Source organism: Candidatus Neomarinimicrobiota bacterium (assembly GCA_036476315.1).
GTDB lineage: Bacteria > Fidelibacterota > Marinisomatia > Marinisomatales > S15-B10 > JAZGBI01.
Genome location: JAZGBI010000096.1, coordinates 15,380 through 34,880, shown reverse-complemented (window position 1 = coordinate 34,880; position 19,501 = coordinate 15,380). Strand labels below are relative to the sequence as shown.

General features: G+C 50.4%; 12 protein-coding genes. All 12 read left to right on the top strand.

Annotated features, from left to right (window positions below; genetic code table 11):
- Positions 1-437: 437 nt before the first annotated feature.
- The 12 genes from prfB to V3U24_09595 all read left to right on the top strand — a co-directional run bounded on the left by prfB (position 438) and on the right by V3U24_09595 (position 19,464).
- Positions 438-1,581, top strand: a protein-coding gene (gene prfB, locus V3U24_09650) for a peptide chain release factor 2 (GenBank protein ID MEE9167704.1) whose coding sequence is annotated in 2 segments (ribosomal slippage) — positions 438-509 and positions 511-1,581 — 1,143 coding nt in all. Because the reading frame shifts where the segments join, the coding sequence is not laid out codon by codon here.
- A gap of 19 nt (positions 1,582-1,600) precedes the next feature.
- The gene (gene lysS / locus V3U24_09645; GenBank protein ID MEE9167703.1) at positions 1,601-3,100 is read left to right on the top strand and encodes a lysine--tRNA ligase; all 1,500 of its coding nucleotides are present in this window, start codon (positions 1,601-1,603) and stop codon (positions 3,098-3,100) included.
- 2 nt (positions 3,101-3,102) lie between these two features.
- Positions 3,103-4,329 (top strand): ABC transporter permease, encoded by a 1,227-nt coding sequence (locus V3U24_09640; protein MEE9167702.1) that lies wholly within the window; start codon positions 3,103-3,105, stop codon positions 4,327-4,329.
- Positions 4,326-5,534: an FtsX-like permease family protein gene (locus tag V3U24_09635; protein ID MEE9167701.1), complete on the top strand. Its 1,209-nt coding sequence runs from the start codon at positions 4,326-4,328 to the stop codon at positions 5,532-5,534. Before V3U24_09640 ends, V3U24_09635 begins: the two co-directional genes overlap by 4 nt.
- On the top strand, positions 5,531-6,220 hold the full coding sequence (locus tag V3U24_09630) for an ABC transporter ATP-binding protein (GenBank protein MEE9167700.1): 690 nt from the start codon (positions 5,531-5,533) through the stop codon (positions 6,218-6,220). The genes V3U24_09635 and V3U24_09630 overlap by 4 nt, the downstream gene beginning before the upstream one ends.
- A gap of 78 nt (positions 6,221-6,298) precedes the next feature.
- Entirely contained in the window at positions 6,299-8,770 is a 2,472-nt protein-coding gene (locus tag V3U24_09625; GenBank protein MEE9167699.1) for an ATP-dependent Clp protease ATP-binding subunit, read from the top strand.
- 174 nt (positions 8,771-8,944) lie between these two features.
- Complete coding sequence (gene dnaK / locus V3U24_09620; protein MEE9167698.1) at positions 8,945-10,852, top strand: molecular chaperone DnaK; 1,908 nt, start codon at positions 8,945-8,947, stop codon at positions 10,850-10,852.
- A 93-nt stretch (positions 10,853-10,945) separates the two neighbouring features.
- Positions 10,946-14,824: a translocation/assembly module TamB domain-containing protein gene (locus V3U24_09615; protein ID MEE9167697.1), complete on the top strand. Its 3,879-nt coding sequence runs from the start codon at positions 10,946-10,948 to the stop codon at positions 14,822-14,824.
- A 1-nt stretch (position 14,825) separates the two neighbouring features.
- Complete coding sequence (locus V3U24_09610; protein MEE9167696.1) at positions 14,826-16,610, top strand: POTRA domain-containing protein; 1,785 nt, start codon at positions 14,826-14,828, stop codon at positions 16,608-16,610.
- A 437-nt stretch (positions 16,611-17,047) separates the two neighbouring features.
- Positions 17,048-17,557 (top strand): outer membrane protein assembly factor BamD, encoded by a 510-nt coding sequence (gene bamD / locus V3U24_09605; GenBank protein MEE9167695.1) that lies wholly within the window; start codon positions 17,048-17,050, stop codon positions 17,555-17,557.
- 26 nt (positions 17,558-17,583) lie between these two features.
- Positions 17,584-18,579 carry an AAA family ATPase gene (locus tag V3U24_09600; GenBank protein ID MEE9167694.1) on the top strand — a complete coding sequence of 332 codons (996 nt, stop codon included), beginning with the start codon at positions 17,584-17,586 and terminating at the stop codon, positions 18,577-18,579.
- A 9-nt stretch (positions 18,580-18,588) separates the two neighbouring features.
- A complete protein-coding gene (locus V3U24_09595) occupies positions 18,589-19,464 on the top strand; it encodes a DUF58 domain-containing protein (protein MEE9167693.1) in 876 nt (291 codons plus the stop codon).
- Positions 19,465-19,501: the final 37 nt, after the last annotated feature.

Below are 19,501 nucleotides of genomic sequence, written 5' to 3'. Positions count from 1 at the left end.
TCCACCATAAATGAAGACATGGGAAAAGGCATGAGTGCTTCATGAATAGTGTAAACTATGTCTTGACACTAAAGTGTAAACCATGTCCTGATTTCACCCAAGTGGCAAGGATCAAGTATCGAGGATCAAGTAGCAAGTATCCAGTATCTAGTATCCAGTATCAAGCATCCAGGATCCACTAACCAATGACCACGAATTACGCATCCCGCCTACATTCCATTACGGCGGGCAGGCACGTATCATTTATCCTCCTCCGTAGGAGACCCTACGGGTCAAAGGAGTTTCTTCGGAACATCTCTCCACTAATCCATTTTTCATTATTCAATTATCAATAGTCAATAATCAATTGATCTCACGCGTCACGAATGACTAATATGGCGTCAGTTGTGTTTCGTTCCTTGAATGGTTAACTTTGTACTTGAATTCTAATGGGAAAAATGGACTCTTCTGAACTAAGAGAACAGTTTCAGTCGACAGAAAAAAGATACCGAGACCTGCGGGGGTATCTTTGACCCTGCCCCCCTCAAGTCAATTCTATCCGATCTAAGGCCGAAGACCGTAGAGGAAGATTTTTGGAATGATCCTTCCTCCGCCCAGTCCATCCTGAAAAAGATTTCCGCCATCGAAAATGAACTTTCGCTGTGGGATGAAGCCGAGCGCAAACGGGATGATGTGGAGGTGCTGTTGGATCTTCTTGATGAAGAGGAGGAGATGAAGGAGTCCTCCCTTCTCTCCGAGGTTGCTGAGGAAGTGTCTCTTTTCAAGGAAACTGTCAACCGTATCGAGCTCAGGGTGACAATGAGGGACAAGGAGGACGCCGGAGATGCCATCCTGACCATCCACCCGGGTGCGGGGGGGACCGAGTCTCAGGACTGGGCCGATATGTTATACCGCATGTATGTGAGGTGGATTGGCAATCAGGGATTCAAATACGATGTCATCGATTTTCAGCCAGGAGACGAAGCGGGAATCAAAGATGTGACGATTGAGGTGAGGGGCGATTATGCCCATGGCCAGTTGAAAGCCGAAGCGGGTGTTCACCGGTTGGTAAGAATTTCGCCCTTCGATGCGTCAAGCCGCCGCCATACTTCCTTCGCTTCTGTGTTCATCTACCCGTTCCTGGATGACAAAATTGAGATCGATATCAAAACTGACGATTTGCGGATTGACACATACCGGGCGAGCGGTGCCGGAGGCCAGCATGTGAATAAGACGGATTCAGCGGTTCGAATCACCCATATCCCGACAGGTACCGTTGTCCAATGTCAGAATGAACGATCCCAGCACAAGAACAAAGCCACCGCCATGAAAATATTGAAATCGAGACTGTATCAACTGAGGCGTCAGGAGCAGGAGGAATCCATCAAGGAGCTGGAAAGTCAAAAAAAGGACATCGGTTGGGGGAGTCAAATTCGTTCGTATGTTTTCCACCCTTACGCTATGGTGAAGGATCATCGGACGAACACGGAAGTCGGCGACATAAAGAAGGTCCTTGATGGGTATCTGGATCCGTTTATCCGGGCCTATCTCCTTCAGCAGGCCTCCCGACGGAGGAATTTCGTCACTAACCCGGCCAACTGACCAGAAATATCCGTCAACGGTGGTCCGTCAAAAAGAAAAAAGCCTTCATCAGATCATAGAATTCCGTAAGGAAAAACTGGACGCCGTCCGTTCTCTGGGCGTGAATCCATACCCCTATTCTCTCGAAGTTACCCATAAGTCGCACCAGATTCTTGCGGATTTCGACGGGATGGATGGGAAAAAAGTCACGGTGGCAGGAAGAATCGTCTCCATGCGAAGAATGGGAAAAGCATCATTTTTTCATATTCAGGATCAAGATGGAAAGATTCAGATCTATTCGAAACGGGACAATCTCAGCGAGAAGACATATGAGCTTCTGAAGCAATTGGATATTGGGGATATCGTGGGTGTTGAGGGTGCTGTATTTGCCACCAAGACGCGGGAGATCAGCATCTCCGCGAACCAGTTGATCCTGCTGTCAAAAAGTCTGCGGCCTCTTCCCGGAATGAAGGAAAAAGACGGTACTGTGTTCCACTCCTTCACCGATAAGGAGCAGCGCTATCGCAGGCGCTACCTTGATCTGATTGTCAACCCACATGTCAAAGATACTTTCATAAAGAGGGCCAGGATTGTACGTACCGTCCGTGATTTTCTCGATGACAAAGGATTTGTTGAAGTGGAAACACCGGTGCTGCAGCCTCTGTATGGTGGGGCCTTCGCCTCGCCATTCAAGACTCGACACAGGACGCTCGATCAAGAGCTTTATCTCCGGATCGCGGATGAGCTTTATCTCAAGCGACTCATAATCGGAGGATTTGACCGGGTTTACGAGCTGTCAAAAGTCTTTCGGAACGAGGGAATGGACCGGAACCACAATCCGGAGTTCACCATGCTTGAATTCTACGTGGCGTACGTGGACTATAATTTCTTGATGGACTTCACCGAAAAGCTGATCCAAAAGGCGGCAGAGTCTGTGGACATGTCATCCCTTTCGCGGGGGGAGGAAAAAATCGATCTGGCTCCACCCTACCGCCGGATTTCCTACATGGAACTGCTGAATGGGGCTGTGGGTGAGGACGTGTTTGACATGAACGAGAGACAACTCAGGAAGGCATGCGACCGACTCGGCATCGAGCTGGAGGAAAATTCGCATCTTGGTCGCATCTATGAAATCATGATGCGCGAACTCACAGAACCCAAATTAATTTCACCAACTTTTGTCATCGACTACCCGAAGGTGATTTCACCTCTGGCCAAGGTTCGGAGGGATGGGAATTCTGCCCTCGTGGAGAGGTTTGAGCTTTTCATCAATGGTCATGAATTGGCCAACGCCTTTTCCGAGCTCAACGACCCCATCGATCAGCGCGAGCGGCTGGAGAATCAATCCAGATTGAAAAGGCGGGGGTACAGAGAGGCTCAAACTATGGATGAAGATTTCTTACAGGCCCTGGAAACAGGAATGCCCCCTACGGGTGGTGTGGGAATTGGAATCGACCGGCTGGTCATGCTCCTCACGGGACAGCGTTCCATCAAGGATGTAATCCTGTTTCCCGCCATGCGTCCCCAGACCCATGAGTGACCATGTCTTCCCTTCCGTTCATCGCAGCCCGGCACCTAAAGTCGAGACACGATTTTAGCTTTATCACGGTTATCGGGTACCTTTCCATCGCCGGCCTCGCCATAGGCGTGTGTGTCCTCATCTTGACTTTGAGTATCCTCAACGGATTCGAACGCCAGATTCAAGAAAAGATCATCAGTTTCGACGGACACATTCGGTTGAAGAGCTATCTTGGCGGCCCCTTGCCCGCAACGAATTCCCTGCTGGATTCCGTCATGAGGAGGATTCCGGAGATCCTGGACCGTGCTCCATACGTTCATCACTCGGCTGTCTTGCGTTATGGTTTGAAAACGGAGGGAGTGTTTCTTGAGGGGATTTCTGCCAAAAAGGCAAAATCTGTTTTCGGCACACCCGATCTTCTGTTGTCAGGTGAGTTCCACTTCCAGGAGAATGAGGACGGTTATTCCGGGATAGTGGTGGGGTCCGCTCTTGCGGAAAAACTCGGTCTTTCCACGGGGAACCGGGTAGTTCTCTTTGACCTGAGTACCATCGGTTCGTTGGGGAAACCTCCCAGATTGGGCCAGTTTTACGTGGCAGGCACCTACAAAACGGGGCTCAGGGAATACGACGAAACCATTGTGTATATGGACATTACCAGCGCTCAACAGCTTGTCGGCTATGACGACAAGATAACGGGGGAGATACTCAAGTTGGAGAGCGCCCAGAGTGCCGCCCCCGTGGCTGATAAACTGAATCAACTGGCGGGATACCCCTATTTCCCATCCACGTGGAAGGACCGTCATCATGATCTTTTCGCCTGGCTATCGGTTCAAAAATATCCCATCACGATCATCTTTGCCCTCACCGCCCTCGTGGCAATCATCAATATTACATCATCCCTCACCATGATCGTCATGGAAAAGGTACGGGATATTGGTGTGCTACGGGCGATGGGTTACTCAAGGCGGGGTATATCGGGTCTCTTTGTTCTGGAGGGAGGGGTTGTGGGCTTAGTTGGCGCATTGCTGGGTGAGGTTCTCGCTCTCGTTCTGGGCCTCCTCCAGATGAAGTACGGAATTCTGCGGATTCCTGAAGACGTTTACTTCATGAAAGAGCTACCCATACTTTTTGAAGTCATTCATTTTGTCACAGTGGGAGCGATAGCTTTTCTGCTCGCTCTGGGAGCGACCTTGTACCCTTCCTGGAAAGCATCTTGCATTCTGCCTGGGGAGGCAGTGAGGTACGAATGACAGGACTGAATTTCTGGATTGCACGAAAACTTCTTGTATCCAGGAAGGAGGTTGGATTTATCTCCTGGAGCGGACTTGTTTCCATTGTTGGCGTGGCCATCGGCTGCCTCGCCCTCATCCTCTCCATTGCCGTCCTCAACGGATTTGAAAAGGGAATCCGCGACAAAATCGTCGGGTTTGAAACCGACATCCGTCTGCTGGTCTCCACCCCCAGGGAGACAGACAGGGTCAGGCTCAACGACCTGCTGAGGGAGATTGAGCAAGTGGACGCCTATTCCTTCTTTCTCGAGAGGAAGGGGATTGCCGTGGCGGGAGAAGCCCGATCCCTGATCTGGATAAAGGCGGTGGAGGATTCCCTGTTCACGGAAGTCTACAGAATCGGTGGTTCGCAAACCGTCGTGGGGACTGGAAACCTGCCCATGGCTCATCTGGGAAGAGGGATTGCCGATCGCCTGGGAGTAGAGGCCGGTGATACCCTTCGCCTCGTGAACCCCACCAACACCCAGGTCTACCTGGGTTTTCCACCCATGATCAAAGTGAGGATAGCTTCTGTCTACCAGACGAACCTGTTGAACTTTGATGACAGATATTGCTTCATACCGCTGGAGGCGGGCAGGCAACTGTTCGGAAAACATGCCATTTTTGATGGCGTGGACGTGAGGTTGATCAACAATTCGGCCACCGGGAACGTGATGGCAAGTCTTGTTCCAAGGCTTCCCAAGAATATACGACTGATGTCATGGAAAGAGCTCCATGAAACTCTTTTTGCAGCAATGCGAATGGAGAAGCTCGGGAGTATCGTTGTGTTGAGTCTCATCATCCTCGTAGCTTCCTTCAACATAGCTTCCACTCTCCTCATGCTTGTCATGGAAAAGGTGAGGGAGATTGGAATTCTTCGGACTCTTGGTGCATCTAGGCATCGAATACGAAGGATTTTCAGTTTTCAGGGGTTGCTCATCGGGGGCCTTGGGCTAAGCGCTGGTTCGATTCTGGGTCTGTTCCTCGTTTTTGTACAGCGACGCTGGGGAATCCTATCGCTGCCAGAAGACATCTATTTTGTCAAATCGCTTCCCGTGTTGCTATTCTGGCAAGATCTGATTATCATTATTTTGTTGGTCGCCATCTTGATTGGTCTGTGTGTCGTCTACCCGGCAAAGGTCGCGGGCAGGCTGTTGCCCACGGAAGCGATACAGTTTGAGAAATGATTCTCAGGGCTGAACACATCTCGAAGAGTTATCCCACCGGCGACGGTCCACTCCTTGTCCTTCGGGACGTTAATCTTTCCGTGGATGAGGGGGAGCTCGTGTCTGTTGCGGGTCCTTCCGGGTGTGGCAAATCGACGCTGCTCAATATTCTGGGTACTCTGGACAGACCTGATTCAGGTGAACTCTGGATTACTGAACATCGAGTTTCGGATCTCAAAGATACTCATCTATCCAAACTTCGAAACAAAACTATCGGCTTTGTGTTTCAATTCCATCACTTACTGCCTGAGTTTACTGTTCTCGAAAACTTGATGATTCCTCAGCTCGTAGCAGGTGTGTCCCGGGAGGATGCTTCAAAAAGAGGAGTGGAGTTGTTGGCGGAAGTGAATTTGGGGCAACGTAAGGATCACAAACCGAGGGCGATTTCAGGAGGAGAGCGGCAGAGGGTTGCCGTTCTCCGAGCACTTGTGAATCATCCGAGGCTTGTCCTGGCAGACGAACCTACCGGGAATCTGGACCAGGATTCAGGCAGAACTGTCATGGACATGATGAAACACCTTGTCAATGTGGAGAGGCAGGGATATCTGATTGTTACCCATAACCCTGTTGTGGCTTCCGAGTGTGAGAATAATCTTATACTGACCGATGGCGAATTACGGGTCCAGGACGAAATCCGAGTTGAATAAGCAGCCTGTCGTGGGTAAATTGAGGGGGAGTCAGGGATGGCTATGAAGGGAAATTTCTCCAAGAGAGTTCAGATTATCATGAAATTTGCCAAGGAGGAGGCTATCCAGCTTGGACACAGTTATGTCGGGTCTGAGCATTTGCTTCTCGGCATTATCCGGGAAGGCTCAGGGAAGTCCATTCAGGTTCTTCAGGCCTTAGGATGCGACCTTGAGGAGATAAGGGTCATGATCGAGGACATGGTGAAGCCTGCAGGTGGAACGATGACGCTGGGTCATCTTCCCCTGACGCGGCGTGCGGAGCGAATACTGCGAAATACTTTCACTGAAGCATCGAAAATGGGCTCATCAGTGGCAGACGATTATCATCTATTGCTGGCCATCCTCAACGAGAGTGAAGGAGTCGCATACGAAGTGTTGAGTGCCTTTGCGGTGGAGCACAAAGCCGTGCTGGAACATCTGAAAGAGGAAGCGTTCGACCCGAAATCAGCCGTTAAAGTCTCTCCTTCCTCAAAGAAGTCGAAAACGCCTGCTCTGGATCATTTCAGCCGGGACATCACCGTGCTCGCCAAGCAGGGACTCCTCGATCCCGTCATCGGTCGAGAGGAGGAGATAGAGCGCATTGCCCAGATTCTCTGCCGCAGAAAGAAGAATAATCCTGTCCTCATAGGGGAGCCGGGTGTGGGAAAAACCGCCATAGCCGAGGGACTCGCTCAAAAGATCTCCGACAGGAATGTACCGCGGCTTCTTCACAACAGGCGTATTGTGGCTCTCGATCTGGCGGCCATCGTAGCAGGGACGAAATACCGGGGTCAGTTTGAGGAGCGGATGAAGGCAATTATGGCGGAACTGGAAGCCTCGGATAATATCGTGTTGTTTATTGATGAACTCCACACGCTGGTTGGCGCAGGTAGTGCGTCAGGGTCACTGGATGCTTCCAACATGTTCAAGCCGGCACTCTCGCGTGGCGAAATTCGCTGTATCGGTGCCACAACTCTGGATGAGTACAGGAAGTACGTTGAAAAGGATGGCGCTCTTGAAAGAAGGTTCCAGAAGGTGATGATTCCTCCTCCCACAGTTGAGGAATCGGTCAAGATCCTTGAAGGACTGCGGACACGATACGAGCGGCATCACAATGTGAAATATGTGGACGAGGCTATCAAGTCGTGTGTCGAATTGAGCAATCGTTATATCACAGATAAGTACCTTCCTGATAAGGCCATCGATGTGTTGGATGAAGCTGGTGCAAGAATGCATCTTCTGAATCTTAGAGTTCCCGATCTGGTCGTTGAGTTGGAATTGAAAATCGAACAGGTGCGAGCCCAAAAAGAGGAAGTCATTTCAAATCAGCAATTTGAAAAAGCCGCAAATCTCCGCGACAAGGAGCGAAACCTCCTGATGAAGTTGGAGGCTTCCAAGAAGAAGTGGGAAAAGGAAGAATCGAAGAACGCGTCCACCATTACCAGTGACGATATCGCAGATGTCGTTTCCATGATGACGAGCATTCCCATTTCGCAAGTCGCGGCGACGGAATCTGAGAAACTGCTCAAAATGAATGAAAGTCTCACCGAGTTCATCATCGGGCAGGATGAGGCAATCGGCAGCCTGACCAAATCGATCCAGCGGGCTCGGGCCGGATTGAAGGACCCGCGCAGGCCTATCGGAGCATTCTTCTTTTTGGGTCCCACAGGCGTTGGAAAGACGGAAACCGCCAAAGTGCTGGCGAGTCATCTTTTTTCGCATGAGGAATCGCTCATCAAGATTGACATGTCAGAGTATATGGAGAGGTTTTCCGTCTCACGCCTCATCGGTGCGCCTCCCGGCTACGTGGGCTATGACGAGGGGGGAGAACTGACCGAAAGGGTACGACGATTTCCATATTCGGTGGTTCTCTTCGATGAGATTGAAAAAGCTCACCGCGATGTATTCAATATTCTCCTTCAATTGCTCGACGAGGGAGTCCTCACAGACAGTATGGGAAGAAGGGTCGATTTCAGGAATACGATCATCATTATGACCTCCAATATAGGGACGAGAAGATTCGGACAAATCGGGACCTACGGTTTCGGAGATGTCTCATCCGAGGCGACGTATGACTCCATGAAATCGAAGGTCCTGGATGAAATGAAGGAGCTTTTTAATCCCGAGTTTCTCAATCGAATCGATGAGATCATCGTATTCAACAATCTATCGAAAGAGAGTGTGCTCAAGATTGTCGATTTGCAGCTGCAGGATCTGATGGAAAACCTGAAGGCACAGAATATGAAGCTCAATGTCACCCGGAAGGCAAAAGAACTCCTGCTAAGCCTGGGATTTAGCGATGAGTTTGGGGCAAGACCCTTGAGGAGGAAAATTCAGACCGCCATAGAGGGACCCCTTTCAGAAAAAATTCTAAGAGGTCAGTTTTCTTCGGGAGATACGATCAGGGTTGATGGGAAGGAAGACAGTTTCGTGTTCAGAAGAGCCAGTTCCCGCAGCACCAAGAGGACCTCGTCCTCACCTGAGAAGAAGCCGCCCGCGCGGAAGACGACGAAGTCTGACAACAAGTCCTAGTATTTCCTCAGAATAATCCTTTCTATGCCACTTCATCAGATCGCCTGTCGTGGCATAGATTTTGTAACATAACGTGTCGAGCGAAAGTTCAACTCATGCATTTGGTTTCATACGGGAGACTATCTGGAGATGCTTAGCCTGATGAATGGATCAAGATAGAAAGGAATTTGCGATATGGCGAAGATTATCGGCATTGATCTGGGAACAACGAATTCTTGCGTGGCCATACTGGAGGGGGGCGAACCGAAGGTGATCACAAATCCAGAGGGGGGTCGAACCACACCATCCGTTGTGGCATTCACGAAGGATGGAGAACGTTTGATCGGTCAGCCTGCAAAACGACAGGCGGTTACAAATCCGAAGAACACGGTCTATTCCATCAAGCGTTTCATGGGAAGGGAATTCGATGAAGTCGGTACTGAAATGTCGGAAGTTCCCTTTGAAGTGAAAAAAGGGAAGAGAGGAGGCGTGGAGATCTTCGCCGGCGGTAAGGTTCACAGTCCACCGGAAGTCAGTGCCATGATCCTTCAAAAACTCCGTCAAACTGCTGAAGATTACCTAGGTGAATCCATAAAAGAGGCTATCATTACGGTCCCCGCCTATTTTAACGATTCTCAGCGACAGGCGACCAAGGATGCGGGCAAGATAGCGGGCATGACGGTTCGTCGCATCATCAACGAACCTACGGCCGCCGCACTGGCCTACGGATTGGACAAGAAAAAAGATCAGAAAGTGGCTGTTTTCGACTTAGGCGGCGGAACATTCGATATTTCCATTCTCGATCTCATGGAAATCGATGGTGAAAAATCGATCGAAGTAAACGCCAGTAACGGAGACGGACACTTGGGCGGAGATGACCTGGACCAGGAGGTTCTGGACTGGATCGCAGATGAATTCAAGAAGTCAGATGGAATCGACCTGCGCAAAGATGCCATGGCTCTTCAGCGGTTGAGGGAAGCTGCCGAAAGTGCCAAGAAGGAACTATCCAGTTCCACAAAAACAGATATCAATCTTCCATTCATTACGGCGGATTCCGCCGGCCCCAGGCATCTCAATATTGCGCTCACAAGGGCGAAATTCGAGGAGCTTGTGGACCACCTTATTGAAAGGACAAAAGAACCCTGCGTCCAGGCGCTGAAGGACGCCGGACTGACGGCTGATGACATCAATGAGGTACTGCTTGTGGGTGGTTCAACCAGGATACCCAAGGTGCAGGAAACGGTGAAAAAGATCTTTGGGAAGGAACCCAGCAAGGGGGTGAATCCCGATGAAGTTGTGGCCATGGGAGCGGGCATCCAGGGAGGCATTCTGGCGGGAGATGTTGAGGACATCCTCCTCCTCGACGTTACGCCGCTCTCGTTGGGAATCGAAACGCTCGGAGGCGTCTCGACAAGGTTGATAGAAAGAAATACCACCATACCCACGAGAAAGAGCCAGATCTTCTCAACAGCAGCGGATAGCCAGACGTCGGTAGAGATTCATGTTCTCCAAGGTGAGCGTGAGATGGCCGTTTACAACAAGACGATTGGACGGTTCCACCTCGAAGGCATTCCCCCGGCGCAACGAGGTGTTCCTCAAATCGAGGTGACATTTGACATTGACGCCAACGGTATCCTGGATGTAAACGCCAAAGATAAGGCGACGGGAAAGGAACAGACTATCCGGATTGAGGCTTCAAGTGGCCTTACCTCTGAAGAGATTGACAAGATGGTGGACGATGCAAAAAAACATGAACAGGAGGACAAGCAGAAGCGGGAAGAAGTGGATCTGAAGAACCAGGCGGACCAACTTGTCTATCAAACCGAAAAGAATCTGAAAGAATTTGATGAAAAACTGACTGATGATGACAAAAAACAACTCCAGGAGTCCGTGGAAAAACTGAAGAAAGCGAACGCCGGGGGGAACAGTGAGGATATCCGTTCCTCCAGTGAGGAACTCAACAAAGTCTGGAATGAGATAGCAAACAAGATGTACGCCAGCGCCAAAACCGAGGAGCCTAAGAAAGAGAAGGCGAAAACGGAAGGTCCAAAAGGAGATGGCGACGGAGAAGTTGAGGACGCCGATTTCGAGGTAGTCGACTGAGACGTCGCGATTCGCACCTGGAGAAGGCGGAGTTATGTTCTCCGTCTTTTTGTATTTGGAACTTGCATGCCTTAAATTTGTTTTAAGGACACAATGAGTAAGAAGTTCAAAACAGGGATCGTTCTTGCCCTAATTCTCTCTCTGGCGGTGGGGAGTATCCTCTTTATCCTCCTGAGACCCAGCCGGTGGTCAAGGGAGATTGTCGATTATCTGAACGAAAACATCCTGGAGGAGAACGGTTGGGTGTTGTCGGTAGAATCCATGGAAGGCCAGTTTGCCTCTGACATTGTTCTCGAGAATCTGTATCTCAGGAGGACGGATGGATCTGTTTCAGTCTTCAGTCAAAACACAGTGATAAACTTCGATTTTTCCCGGATGTTGGCGGGGAATTGGGCCATCAGTAAGCTCGCCTGGAAGAACGCATTGATCACCGTGGAACGCGACAAGAACCAGGAATCCGAGGAGCTTGCCTTCGTTGAAAAGCTGTTGAATAAGCACTTTGGAATCCGCGAATTGGACATAAGAGAGACGTCGGTTATTGTCAAGGAGGAGACTGTCGAGCGTCTTTATGCCGTCGATCTAAAGGGCGAGATTGCCTCCCAGGAGGGATTCCTGGTAGTCTCCCCTAGCCCACTTCAAATAACTGATCTTCAGACGAGGACGATCACAGTTGTCTCGGAGGGGCAGATCAGGCTTTCGGACACTCAAATCGCCGCTCGAGCGGTCAGGGGAACAGTGGCGGGGACCCGCTACTTTCTGGATGCCCGGTTCACCCTTGTGCCGGAGAAGGCGATTGAAGGGGAATTGACAGTCCTGGGCATTGCCCCGCATGAGTATCTCGGTGAAGGACTTTCGAGACTATTGCCATGGGACCAGGTTGACATAACGCTGCAAATTGCCGCGGACATGACTTCTGCCAGGGCCCATGCCACCCTCTATGGATCAGAAGATCAGAACCTTCTTGGGGAGGTCAGCTTGGACCTTTTGAAACTGGACGGTGGTTTCAGGCTTGAGGATATAGTGGTGAGATCCGGCTCTTTCGAACTCACAGGCGGTGGGGTGCTCCGTGGTGACAGCACGGTGACGGCTGATTTTCAGGTAGATCATCTTGATTTGGAAGAGTTTGGCCTGGCTGTAGGGACCACCAATATTCGCGGTTCCGTTCAGCTTTGGGCTTCTGTTGGTTCCGGAAAGGTTGATGAGGCGATGGCGAGTGTGGCGTTGCAGAACGGGAAGGAGGGCAGCGATCGATTCGTCAAAGTCACGGGGAAAGTAAGCTACGGAAACAGGCAGCTGAAATTTCCCGATTCTCTTCTTGTAGATTTCGGCTACGGACATGTTTTGGCTTCAGGACAAATTGACTTGAACAGGGAAAGGGTGACGGCATCTCTCACGGCTGATAATCTTGACCTGAGATCCGCGGGGTCCGTTTTCGGTCTAAATCAACTGGAAGGAAGTGTGCGAGGAGAGGTGGATGTTTCGGGCTATTTCAGAGACCCCTTGGTCGAAGGTCGGCTCATCGTCGAAAACGGTGAGCATAGTCATGCGACCGTTTCGTCTGCAAACGTTTATTTTCGCATTAACTCTGTGCCACACAAGAACGGTTACCTGAACGCAGTCGTAGAGCAAGGTAGTCTTTTCGGCCACATGTTTGACAAAGGTGAAATCAACGTCCATTTCCAGGCCGATACCGTCAGAGTGGCAAACGCGATACTGGAGGGCGACGGCGACTATCTGAAATTGTCCGGGAAGATTGTAGGCACCGAATCTTTTGTTATTGATCAGATGCAGCTCTCCTTCAGGGACGAATATGTCACAAACCTGGGGCAGGTGGCATTCCATCGTCTGTCTGACGGATCGATTCTCGAGCCCGCCACCTTTCACATGCGTGACGGTTCCGCCAATATTTCCTATGTCTACCGCGGAGGTAAGCTCCAGTCCGGCTCTCTCAGCATTGTCAATCTGGATCTCGGGTCTCTCTGGTCGGTTCTTAACAGGGATGCTTCCCTGACAGGCGCGGCGTTTGCTGAATTCTCGGCTGCCACGGTGGGAGATCATCTCAGATTGGGAGGAAGCTTCGAAATTAAGGATGGAATGCTCCAGGAACTGGAATTCAGCAATCTGCTGTTCACTGGTAGTCTCGAGGACGATATATTGTCTGTCAAAGAGTTGCGATTGACGGGTTCGAATAATGTCAGTCTGGAACTGTCTGGATTCTGCGGGGTCCGGGCTGATGAAGCGAGTCGTGTCTATGCAGTGGATCCGGACAGCGACGTGGAATTCTCGAGCGACTTCAGGAATTTCGAGCTGAGCATCCTTCCGGGGCGTCTGGTGGACAGGTGGCGACTGAGCGGTGCGGCTACTGGCAGTTTTGTCATGTCGGGGGTAGCACGCTCTCCCGAGGTGATATTCGAATTCTCCGTAAGAAAACCGCGGCTGAGTAGAATTCGCGCTGAATCCATATCAGGCTCAGGTCGATACACAGACCGCCGGCTCTATTTCGAGGACCTGGTCGGGCTTACAAAGACCGGCCGCTACTCCGGTGAAGGCTATCTTCCCTTGGACCTTGCCCTGGTCAGGGAGGGGGAGGAGCGTTTCATAACGGTTGACCCAATATCCATGCGTTTTGCCTCCCGCACTTCGAGCCTGGACTTACTGACTCCCTATCTCTCCAATGTCGATTCAATCACGGGAGATATGGAAATCGAGTTGAGTATTGAAGGAACTCCTCGCAAACCGATTCGGAACGGGACGATCAGGATAAATGATGGAAAGATCTATCTCCTGACGCTTGACTCTCCAATTGATCATGTTACAGGCAGTGCCGTCATCGAAAACAACAAGTTTATCATAGAGGACCTTATCGCGGCCAGCCATATGCCACCTGAAATAAGCTGGGCCGAACTGCTAAAATCAAATCTTTCCCGGGCCTCGGGGGGAATGCTCTTTGGAAATGAGAAAGAAGAGCGTCCATCCAACATTCGCGTGACCGGAAGCATGGATATGAAACAGTTCTTCCGTCCGAATCTTGCGTTTCTCATTACAGGCCAGGATGTCTACGTAAGGACTCTCCTGGGGGAAATTGAAGGAATTGCCGATCTTGATGTGTCCATCACGGGCAAGGATACGATTAATATCGTTGGAGATATTGTCCCTCACGAATCGGTGTTGAGAATCGAGTTTGGTGGCCAGGGCAGGTATGAAGACATGACGTATGAGGGGAAAACAGTTTCACGATACAAGCTTCATTTCCCTATTGCAGATAATCTCTACATCCGAAACAGTCAGATCGACGCTGAACTGGAAGGCGACATGTCCATCTTCAAGTTGGGCAGCGGGCCCTATCGATATTCAGGTGAACTGAATGTCCTGTCAGGTAAGTTCTATTACTATTCTGACGTTTTCGATATTCAAGCCGGGCACCTCATGTTTGATCCGACTGAGTTCAATCCCAAAATGGATATCCAGGCAACCACCGAAATCTCCGGGATCGAAATTGAAGTGACACTAGCGGGCGATTTTGAGGAACCGATTGTCACCATTGAAGACAGCGAGAACTTCTATTCCCAGAGTGATCTTCTTCAGCTGCTCACCATTCAAAAACGTTTTGACGAACAAGGCCTGTCACGAGAAGATCTTGGCGCTCAATCGGCTAACCTCCTGGGAAGGTATCTGGAAAGTGAATTTGAAAGAGGTGTTGAAAGAAGTGTAGTAGGTGCAACACCCCTCCTGGACGAATTCGAAATTGAGGGGTCCTCTTCATTGCTTGATCGGTCCGGGGGAGGTGACGGATCGGTAAAACTAGGTACCCGGTTTTCATCAAGCCTCTATCTCAGCTACAAGCAAAGTTTCTCCCTGTCTGAACGTCAGGTGGGCGTGGAATACCGTCTGAACAGGAACGTGTCTCTGGTTGTGACGTACGATGAGAATGGTGACGCGCACCTGAAGTACCGCCGGAAATACAAATTCTAGTTTGACCTTCCCAAGACTTCAATTTCTCCTTGTCCCATCGCTCTGTCTTGTTCTCCCTCTGCAAGGCCAGCTCAAAGAGAAGGGGTACATTGTCGATCAGATACAGTTTGAGGGAAATCAGTCATTTTCCTCGAGGCAACTCAAGGGAGTTATCAAACTCAAAGAGCCTTTCCTCGTCAAGTCCTCTGAATTCAATCGCCGTTCTCTCAAGCTTGACGCCATTACGCTCAAAAACTTCTATCTATCCAGGGGGTTTCAGGACGCGACAGTGGAGGAATCGTTTACCGTCTCTGAAGAAGGGAGGGTGGACGTTCTATTCCGAATAACGGAGGGTGACCGTTCGTATCTCGAATCTGTAACCGTTCAAGGGAATGAGTTGCTGTCAGATGAGAGAATCGTGAGAATCTTGGGTCTAGAGATAGGGGAACCGTTCAATCCTGTAGGCGTGAGGCAGGGTTTTTCAGAGTTGCAGCGGGAGTACGGGAATCTGGGCAAACTTCTTGTCGTGGTTGAGTCAGGTTATCCTCCGGGTGAAGAAATCCATCTTACTCTCACCATCACGGAAGGTCCGACAGTCAAGATTGGCCGGATCATTATCGGCGGTCTTTCGAGGGTGGATTCTTCCATCGTCTCGAGGGAGTTGGAAATCGTCGAGGGGACGGTGTACAACGATGAACTCGTTGAGTTAAGTCAGCGGCAAATCTTCGAAACGGGTCTCTTTTCGTTTGTAGACATAATCCCGGAGAAGAGTCCGGATGCCGAAGATCTTGTGAACATCAGGGTAGAGCTCAAGGAGTTTACCGTGAGGGAATTGTTTTTTGAACCTGGCCTTGCACTAATAGGCTCAAGGGGTGAAGGCGAGGAATCAGTGTCAGGCGGGGAAGTGACCGTGCAGTGGTTGGACAGAAGCTCCTTTGGGACCGGCCTGCGCCTGAGAGCAAAAGCGTCGGTCCAATTTCCTCTCGAACCGGTTGAGAGCGCCTTTGGAAAAGCTATTCTCCGCTCAGAAGCAACTCTGTCCAGTCTCTGGATTCACCGATGGAGAGCTCCAAGCTCCTTGAGGCTTTTCCTAGTAAGGTTCCAGGATGATTTTTTCATGAGGATCGGAGGGGAATGGAATGTCCTCCACGTTTTCTCGGAAGAGTCGAGCATCAGAGGGGGGCTCCGGTGGTCCATTATCGATGTGAAAACAGGTGAACAAGAACAGGAACATGCCCTCCGGTTCTCCTATCGCCATCGACGTCTTGATAGCCCCATCTTCCCGTCCCGTGGTACCAGATTTACCGTGGAATCTTCTATAGTAGGTTGGCTTCTTGGGGGTGCCCGGGATTACTACCGGGTGGAGGTTGATTATCGCCGCTATTTTCCTTTCGGATCGTCCGCTGTTCTGGCGCTTAGGACCAAGCTTGGTCTGATGGGGGGACTGGGCAAGAATCCCAATATTCCGTCGTATGGTGAGGATCCCACGCGGATTCTCCTTTATCTCGGCGGAAGTACGAGTCTCCGGGGATGGGCACCACAGAGATTTCTCACGGATGAAGATCATCCCAAGGGCGGACTGACCAAGGCATTGATAAATGCTGAACTGAGGATTCCCCTCATCTGGATTCTCGGCCTGGATTTGTTTCTCGATGCCGGAACTCTTGATGACAAGATAGGGTGGGATTACGGAGCAGAGCTCACGGTGACAACTCCACTGGGTCCCATCAGACTCTACTATGCCATCCCTTTTGGAGAACCAGTAGGCAGGGGAATCATCAATCTGGGTGTCCCCTATGCTTTCTAACCTGACCCACTTATCAGCCGCCCTGCCAGCCCTCCGGGAGCAGGCTGGTAAGTTCGCGAAGATACTGCAATGACTTCCGGCTGAGTGTTGGAGTGTTTCCCAAAGGAACTCCGTCGAAGTATCTGTTCGTGTGTTGACGTGCCAATCTTTTGCCATCTATACCTTATCTCCTTATCCCTTTTGTCACACCTGGTGTTCTTCTCCCTCCGTAGGAGACCGCACGGGTCACAGGGACTCTCCTGGAGGTGGCGGATCTCATCTCAAGATCCTGTGGATCTCAAGATCCTGTGGATAATTCAATCTAAAAAAGGTGTGGTTGTCTCGAAGGAACTTTCAGAAGGTTGGCTCGTTTTACAGCGCAAATATCGGGGCACATTAAGGTTGTGGACTCACACCATTACCATTAAATTCTTGCCACTTTTTCAATGGAGAGAGAGTTGAAGTTCAGCAAGTTTCTCGGCACATTTTTGTTAATCTTTGTCGGTACTCTCGCCGTAAGTTGCGGCAAGCGGTCTGATTCCCCCGATGGTTTGCTGGAAGCGGCAAAGGCAGATATCGGTGAATCGAAATACGGTGATGCGATCGAGTCTCTGAGAAAGCTCGTCAAAGTCCATCCCGGTCATCCGGCGGCGGCAGAAGCCCAATACATGCTGGGTGACACGTTTATCGCATATGCCAAGGATTTTGAGCAGGCGGTCAAGGAATATCGGACAGTCGTTTCCTCGTATCCAGAGTCTCATTTTTCGGTGAACGCCCAGTTTATGTTGGGCTATGTCTATGCCAATTTCATTGAAGATCTCGTAATGGCGAGACAAGAGTATGAAAGATTTCTCGAACTTTATTCGGACAGAGCCGATAGCGGGCTTGTGCAGTCTGTTCAGTTCGAGTTGGAGAATCTCGGGAAGGACCTGAACGAGATTCCAAGACTCCGCCATATCACCTCCTAGTTCCACTTGGACCAAAGTCCTGCGAAATGGTGAATTTCAGTCTCACTGAAATCAACGAGAAGATTGCCAAGGAGTCAATCTTCGTAGATCCCCTTGTGGAAGCTGTGGAGAAGGTAATCGTGGGGCAGAAGGATATCATAACAAAGATCCTCATCGGGTTGTTATCCAATGGCCATATTCTTCTGGAAGGTGTTCCCGGCCTAGCCAAGACGACCATCGTCAAGACGGTGTCGCAGCTGATCGACACGAAATTCCAGCGAATTCAGTTTACCCCCGATATGTTGCCTGCCGACTTAATCGGCACCCTGATCTATAATCAGAAAACGGGTGGTTTTGAGACGAAGAAAGGTCCGATATTTGCCAACATAATACTGGCAGATGAGATAAACCGGTCGCCTGCTAAAGTTCAAAGTGCGCTGCTGGAGGCGATGCAAGAAAGGCAGGTTACCTTGGGGGAAGAGACGTTTCTGCTCGATGACCCGTTTCTTGTGTTCGCAACTCAGAATCCCATAGAACAAGAGGGAACTTATCCACTGCCCGAAGCCCAGGTGGATAGATTTATGATGAAGTTGAAGATCGATTATCCCTCCCAAGAGGAGGAGCTCCAAATCCTCCGGAGAGTGGCGGCGACAGACGGAAGCATCGATCTAAAGTCCGAAGTATCCTCTGAAGTCATCCGGAATGCTCGCTCCGTGGTGAATGAAATCTACGTGGATGAGAAACTGGAGCGGTATGTCGTAAATCTGGTTCTGGCGACTCGAAATCCAGCTGACTACAAATTGGGAGAGATCGACAATTTGATTGCCTACGGCGCTTCTCCCCGCGCATCCATCTACTTGATTCAGTCTTCCCGGGCACGAGCGTTTCTCGAACGTAGGGGCTACGTTGTGCCTGAGGACATTCGCTACGTGGGGGAAGATATTCTTCGACACCGAATTATACTTACCTACGAAGCTGAAGCGGAAGAGGTTGTTCCTGAAGACCTGATCCATCGGCTGTTTGACACCATCGAAGTTCCGTAAGTAGAGAGAATGATCTCTCAAGAAATCCACAAAAAGGTCCGTCATATAGAAATACGCACCCGTCATCTCGTAAATGATTTTCTTGGAGGAGAGTACCACAGCGTCTTCAAGGGACGTGGCATGACCTTCTCCGAAGTTCGTGAATACCAACCAGGGGATGACATACGACTCATCGACTGGAATGTAACGGCAAGGTATAATGCTCCATTCGTAAAAGTATTTGAGGAGGAACGGGAGCTCACCGTTCTTATTGCATACGACGCCAGCCGATCCGGACATTTTGGTTCCGCATCACAATTCAAGGCAGAGCTCGCCGCAGAAATGGGAGCCGTTCTCGGTTTTTCCGCAATCAAGAACAACGATAAAGTAGGCCTCTTGATCTTTACGGACAATATTGAGCGGTTCGTCCCTCCGAAGAAAGGTTCCTCGCACGTTTTGAGAGTGGTGAGGGAGCTGCTCTATCACGAAACCCGGGGCCGGGGGACCGATATCGAGGGAGCCATGAGCTACCTTCTGAGGATCTTGAATAGAAGGAGTGTGATTTTTCTCATCTCGGATTTCCTCGATTCCGGCTTTGAGCGGACGCTCCGGATTGCCAATCAAAAGCATGATCTCATCGGGATTCAAATCTACGACCCGCGTGAGATTGATCTTGTCAACACTGGCCTTGTGAAGATTCACGATCCTGAAACCGGGGAAACCTTCTGGATGGATACCACGTCCCGGGTCGCGCGGAAAGAGTACAGAGATCGGATGATTGAACGAATGGAAACGTTAGCGGGGATGTGTAAGAAGATTAAGTTGGACCTCATTCCCGTTGCGGTGGGGACCGACTATGTGGAACCCCTGATGGACTTTTTCCGCCAGCGGGAAAAACGGTTCTAGCTTGACCTATTCATCAGCTGCCCTGCCCGCCCCTCTC

Excerpts from the sequence above, each read along its gene's own strand:
- V3U24_09615 (MEE9167697.1), top strand. The coding sequence starts at position 10,946 with ATGAGTAAGAAGTTCAAAACAGGGATCGTTCTTGCCCTAATTCTCTCT.
- V3U24_09635 (MEE9167701.1), top strand. The coding sequence starts at position 4,326 with ATGACAGGACTGAATTTCTGGATTGCACGAAAACTTCTTGTATCCAGG.
- V3U24_09640 (MEE9167702.1), top strand. The coding sequence starts at position 3,103 with ATGTCTTCCCTTCCGTTCATCGCAGCCCGGCACCTAAAGTCGAGACAC.
- dnaK (MEE9167698.1), top strand. The coding sequence starts at position 8,945 with ATGGCGAAGATTATCGGCATTGATCTGGGAACAACGAATTCTTGCGTG.
- V3U24_09595 (MEE9167693.1), top strand. The coding sequence starts at position 18,589 with ATGATCTCTCAAGAAATCCACAAAAAGGTCCGTCATATAGAAATACGC.
- V3U24_09600 (MEE9167694.1), top strand. The coding sequence starts at position 17,584 with ATGGTGAATTTCAGTCTCACTGAAATCAACGAGAAGATTGCCAAGGAG.
- V3U24_09630 (MEE9167700.1), top strand. The coding sequence starts at position 5,531 with ATGATTCTCAGGGCTGAACACATCTCGAAGAGTTATCCCACCGGCGAC.
- V3U24_09625 (MEE9167699.1), top strand. The coding sequence starts at position 6,299 with ATGAAATTTGCCAAGGAGGAGGCTATCCAGCTTGGACACAGTTATGTC.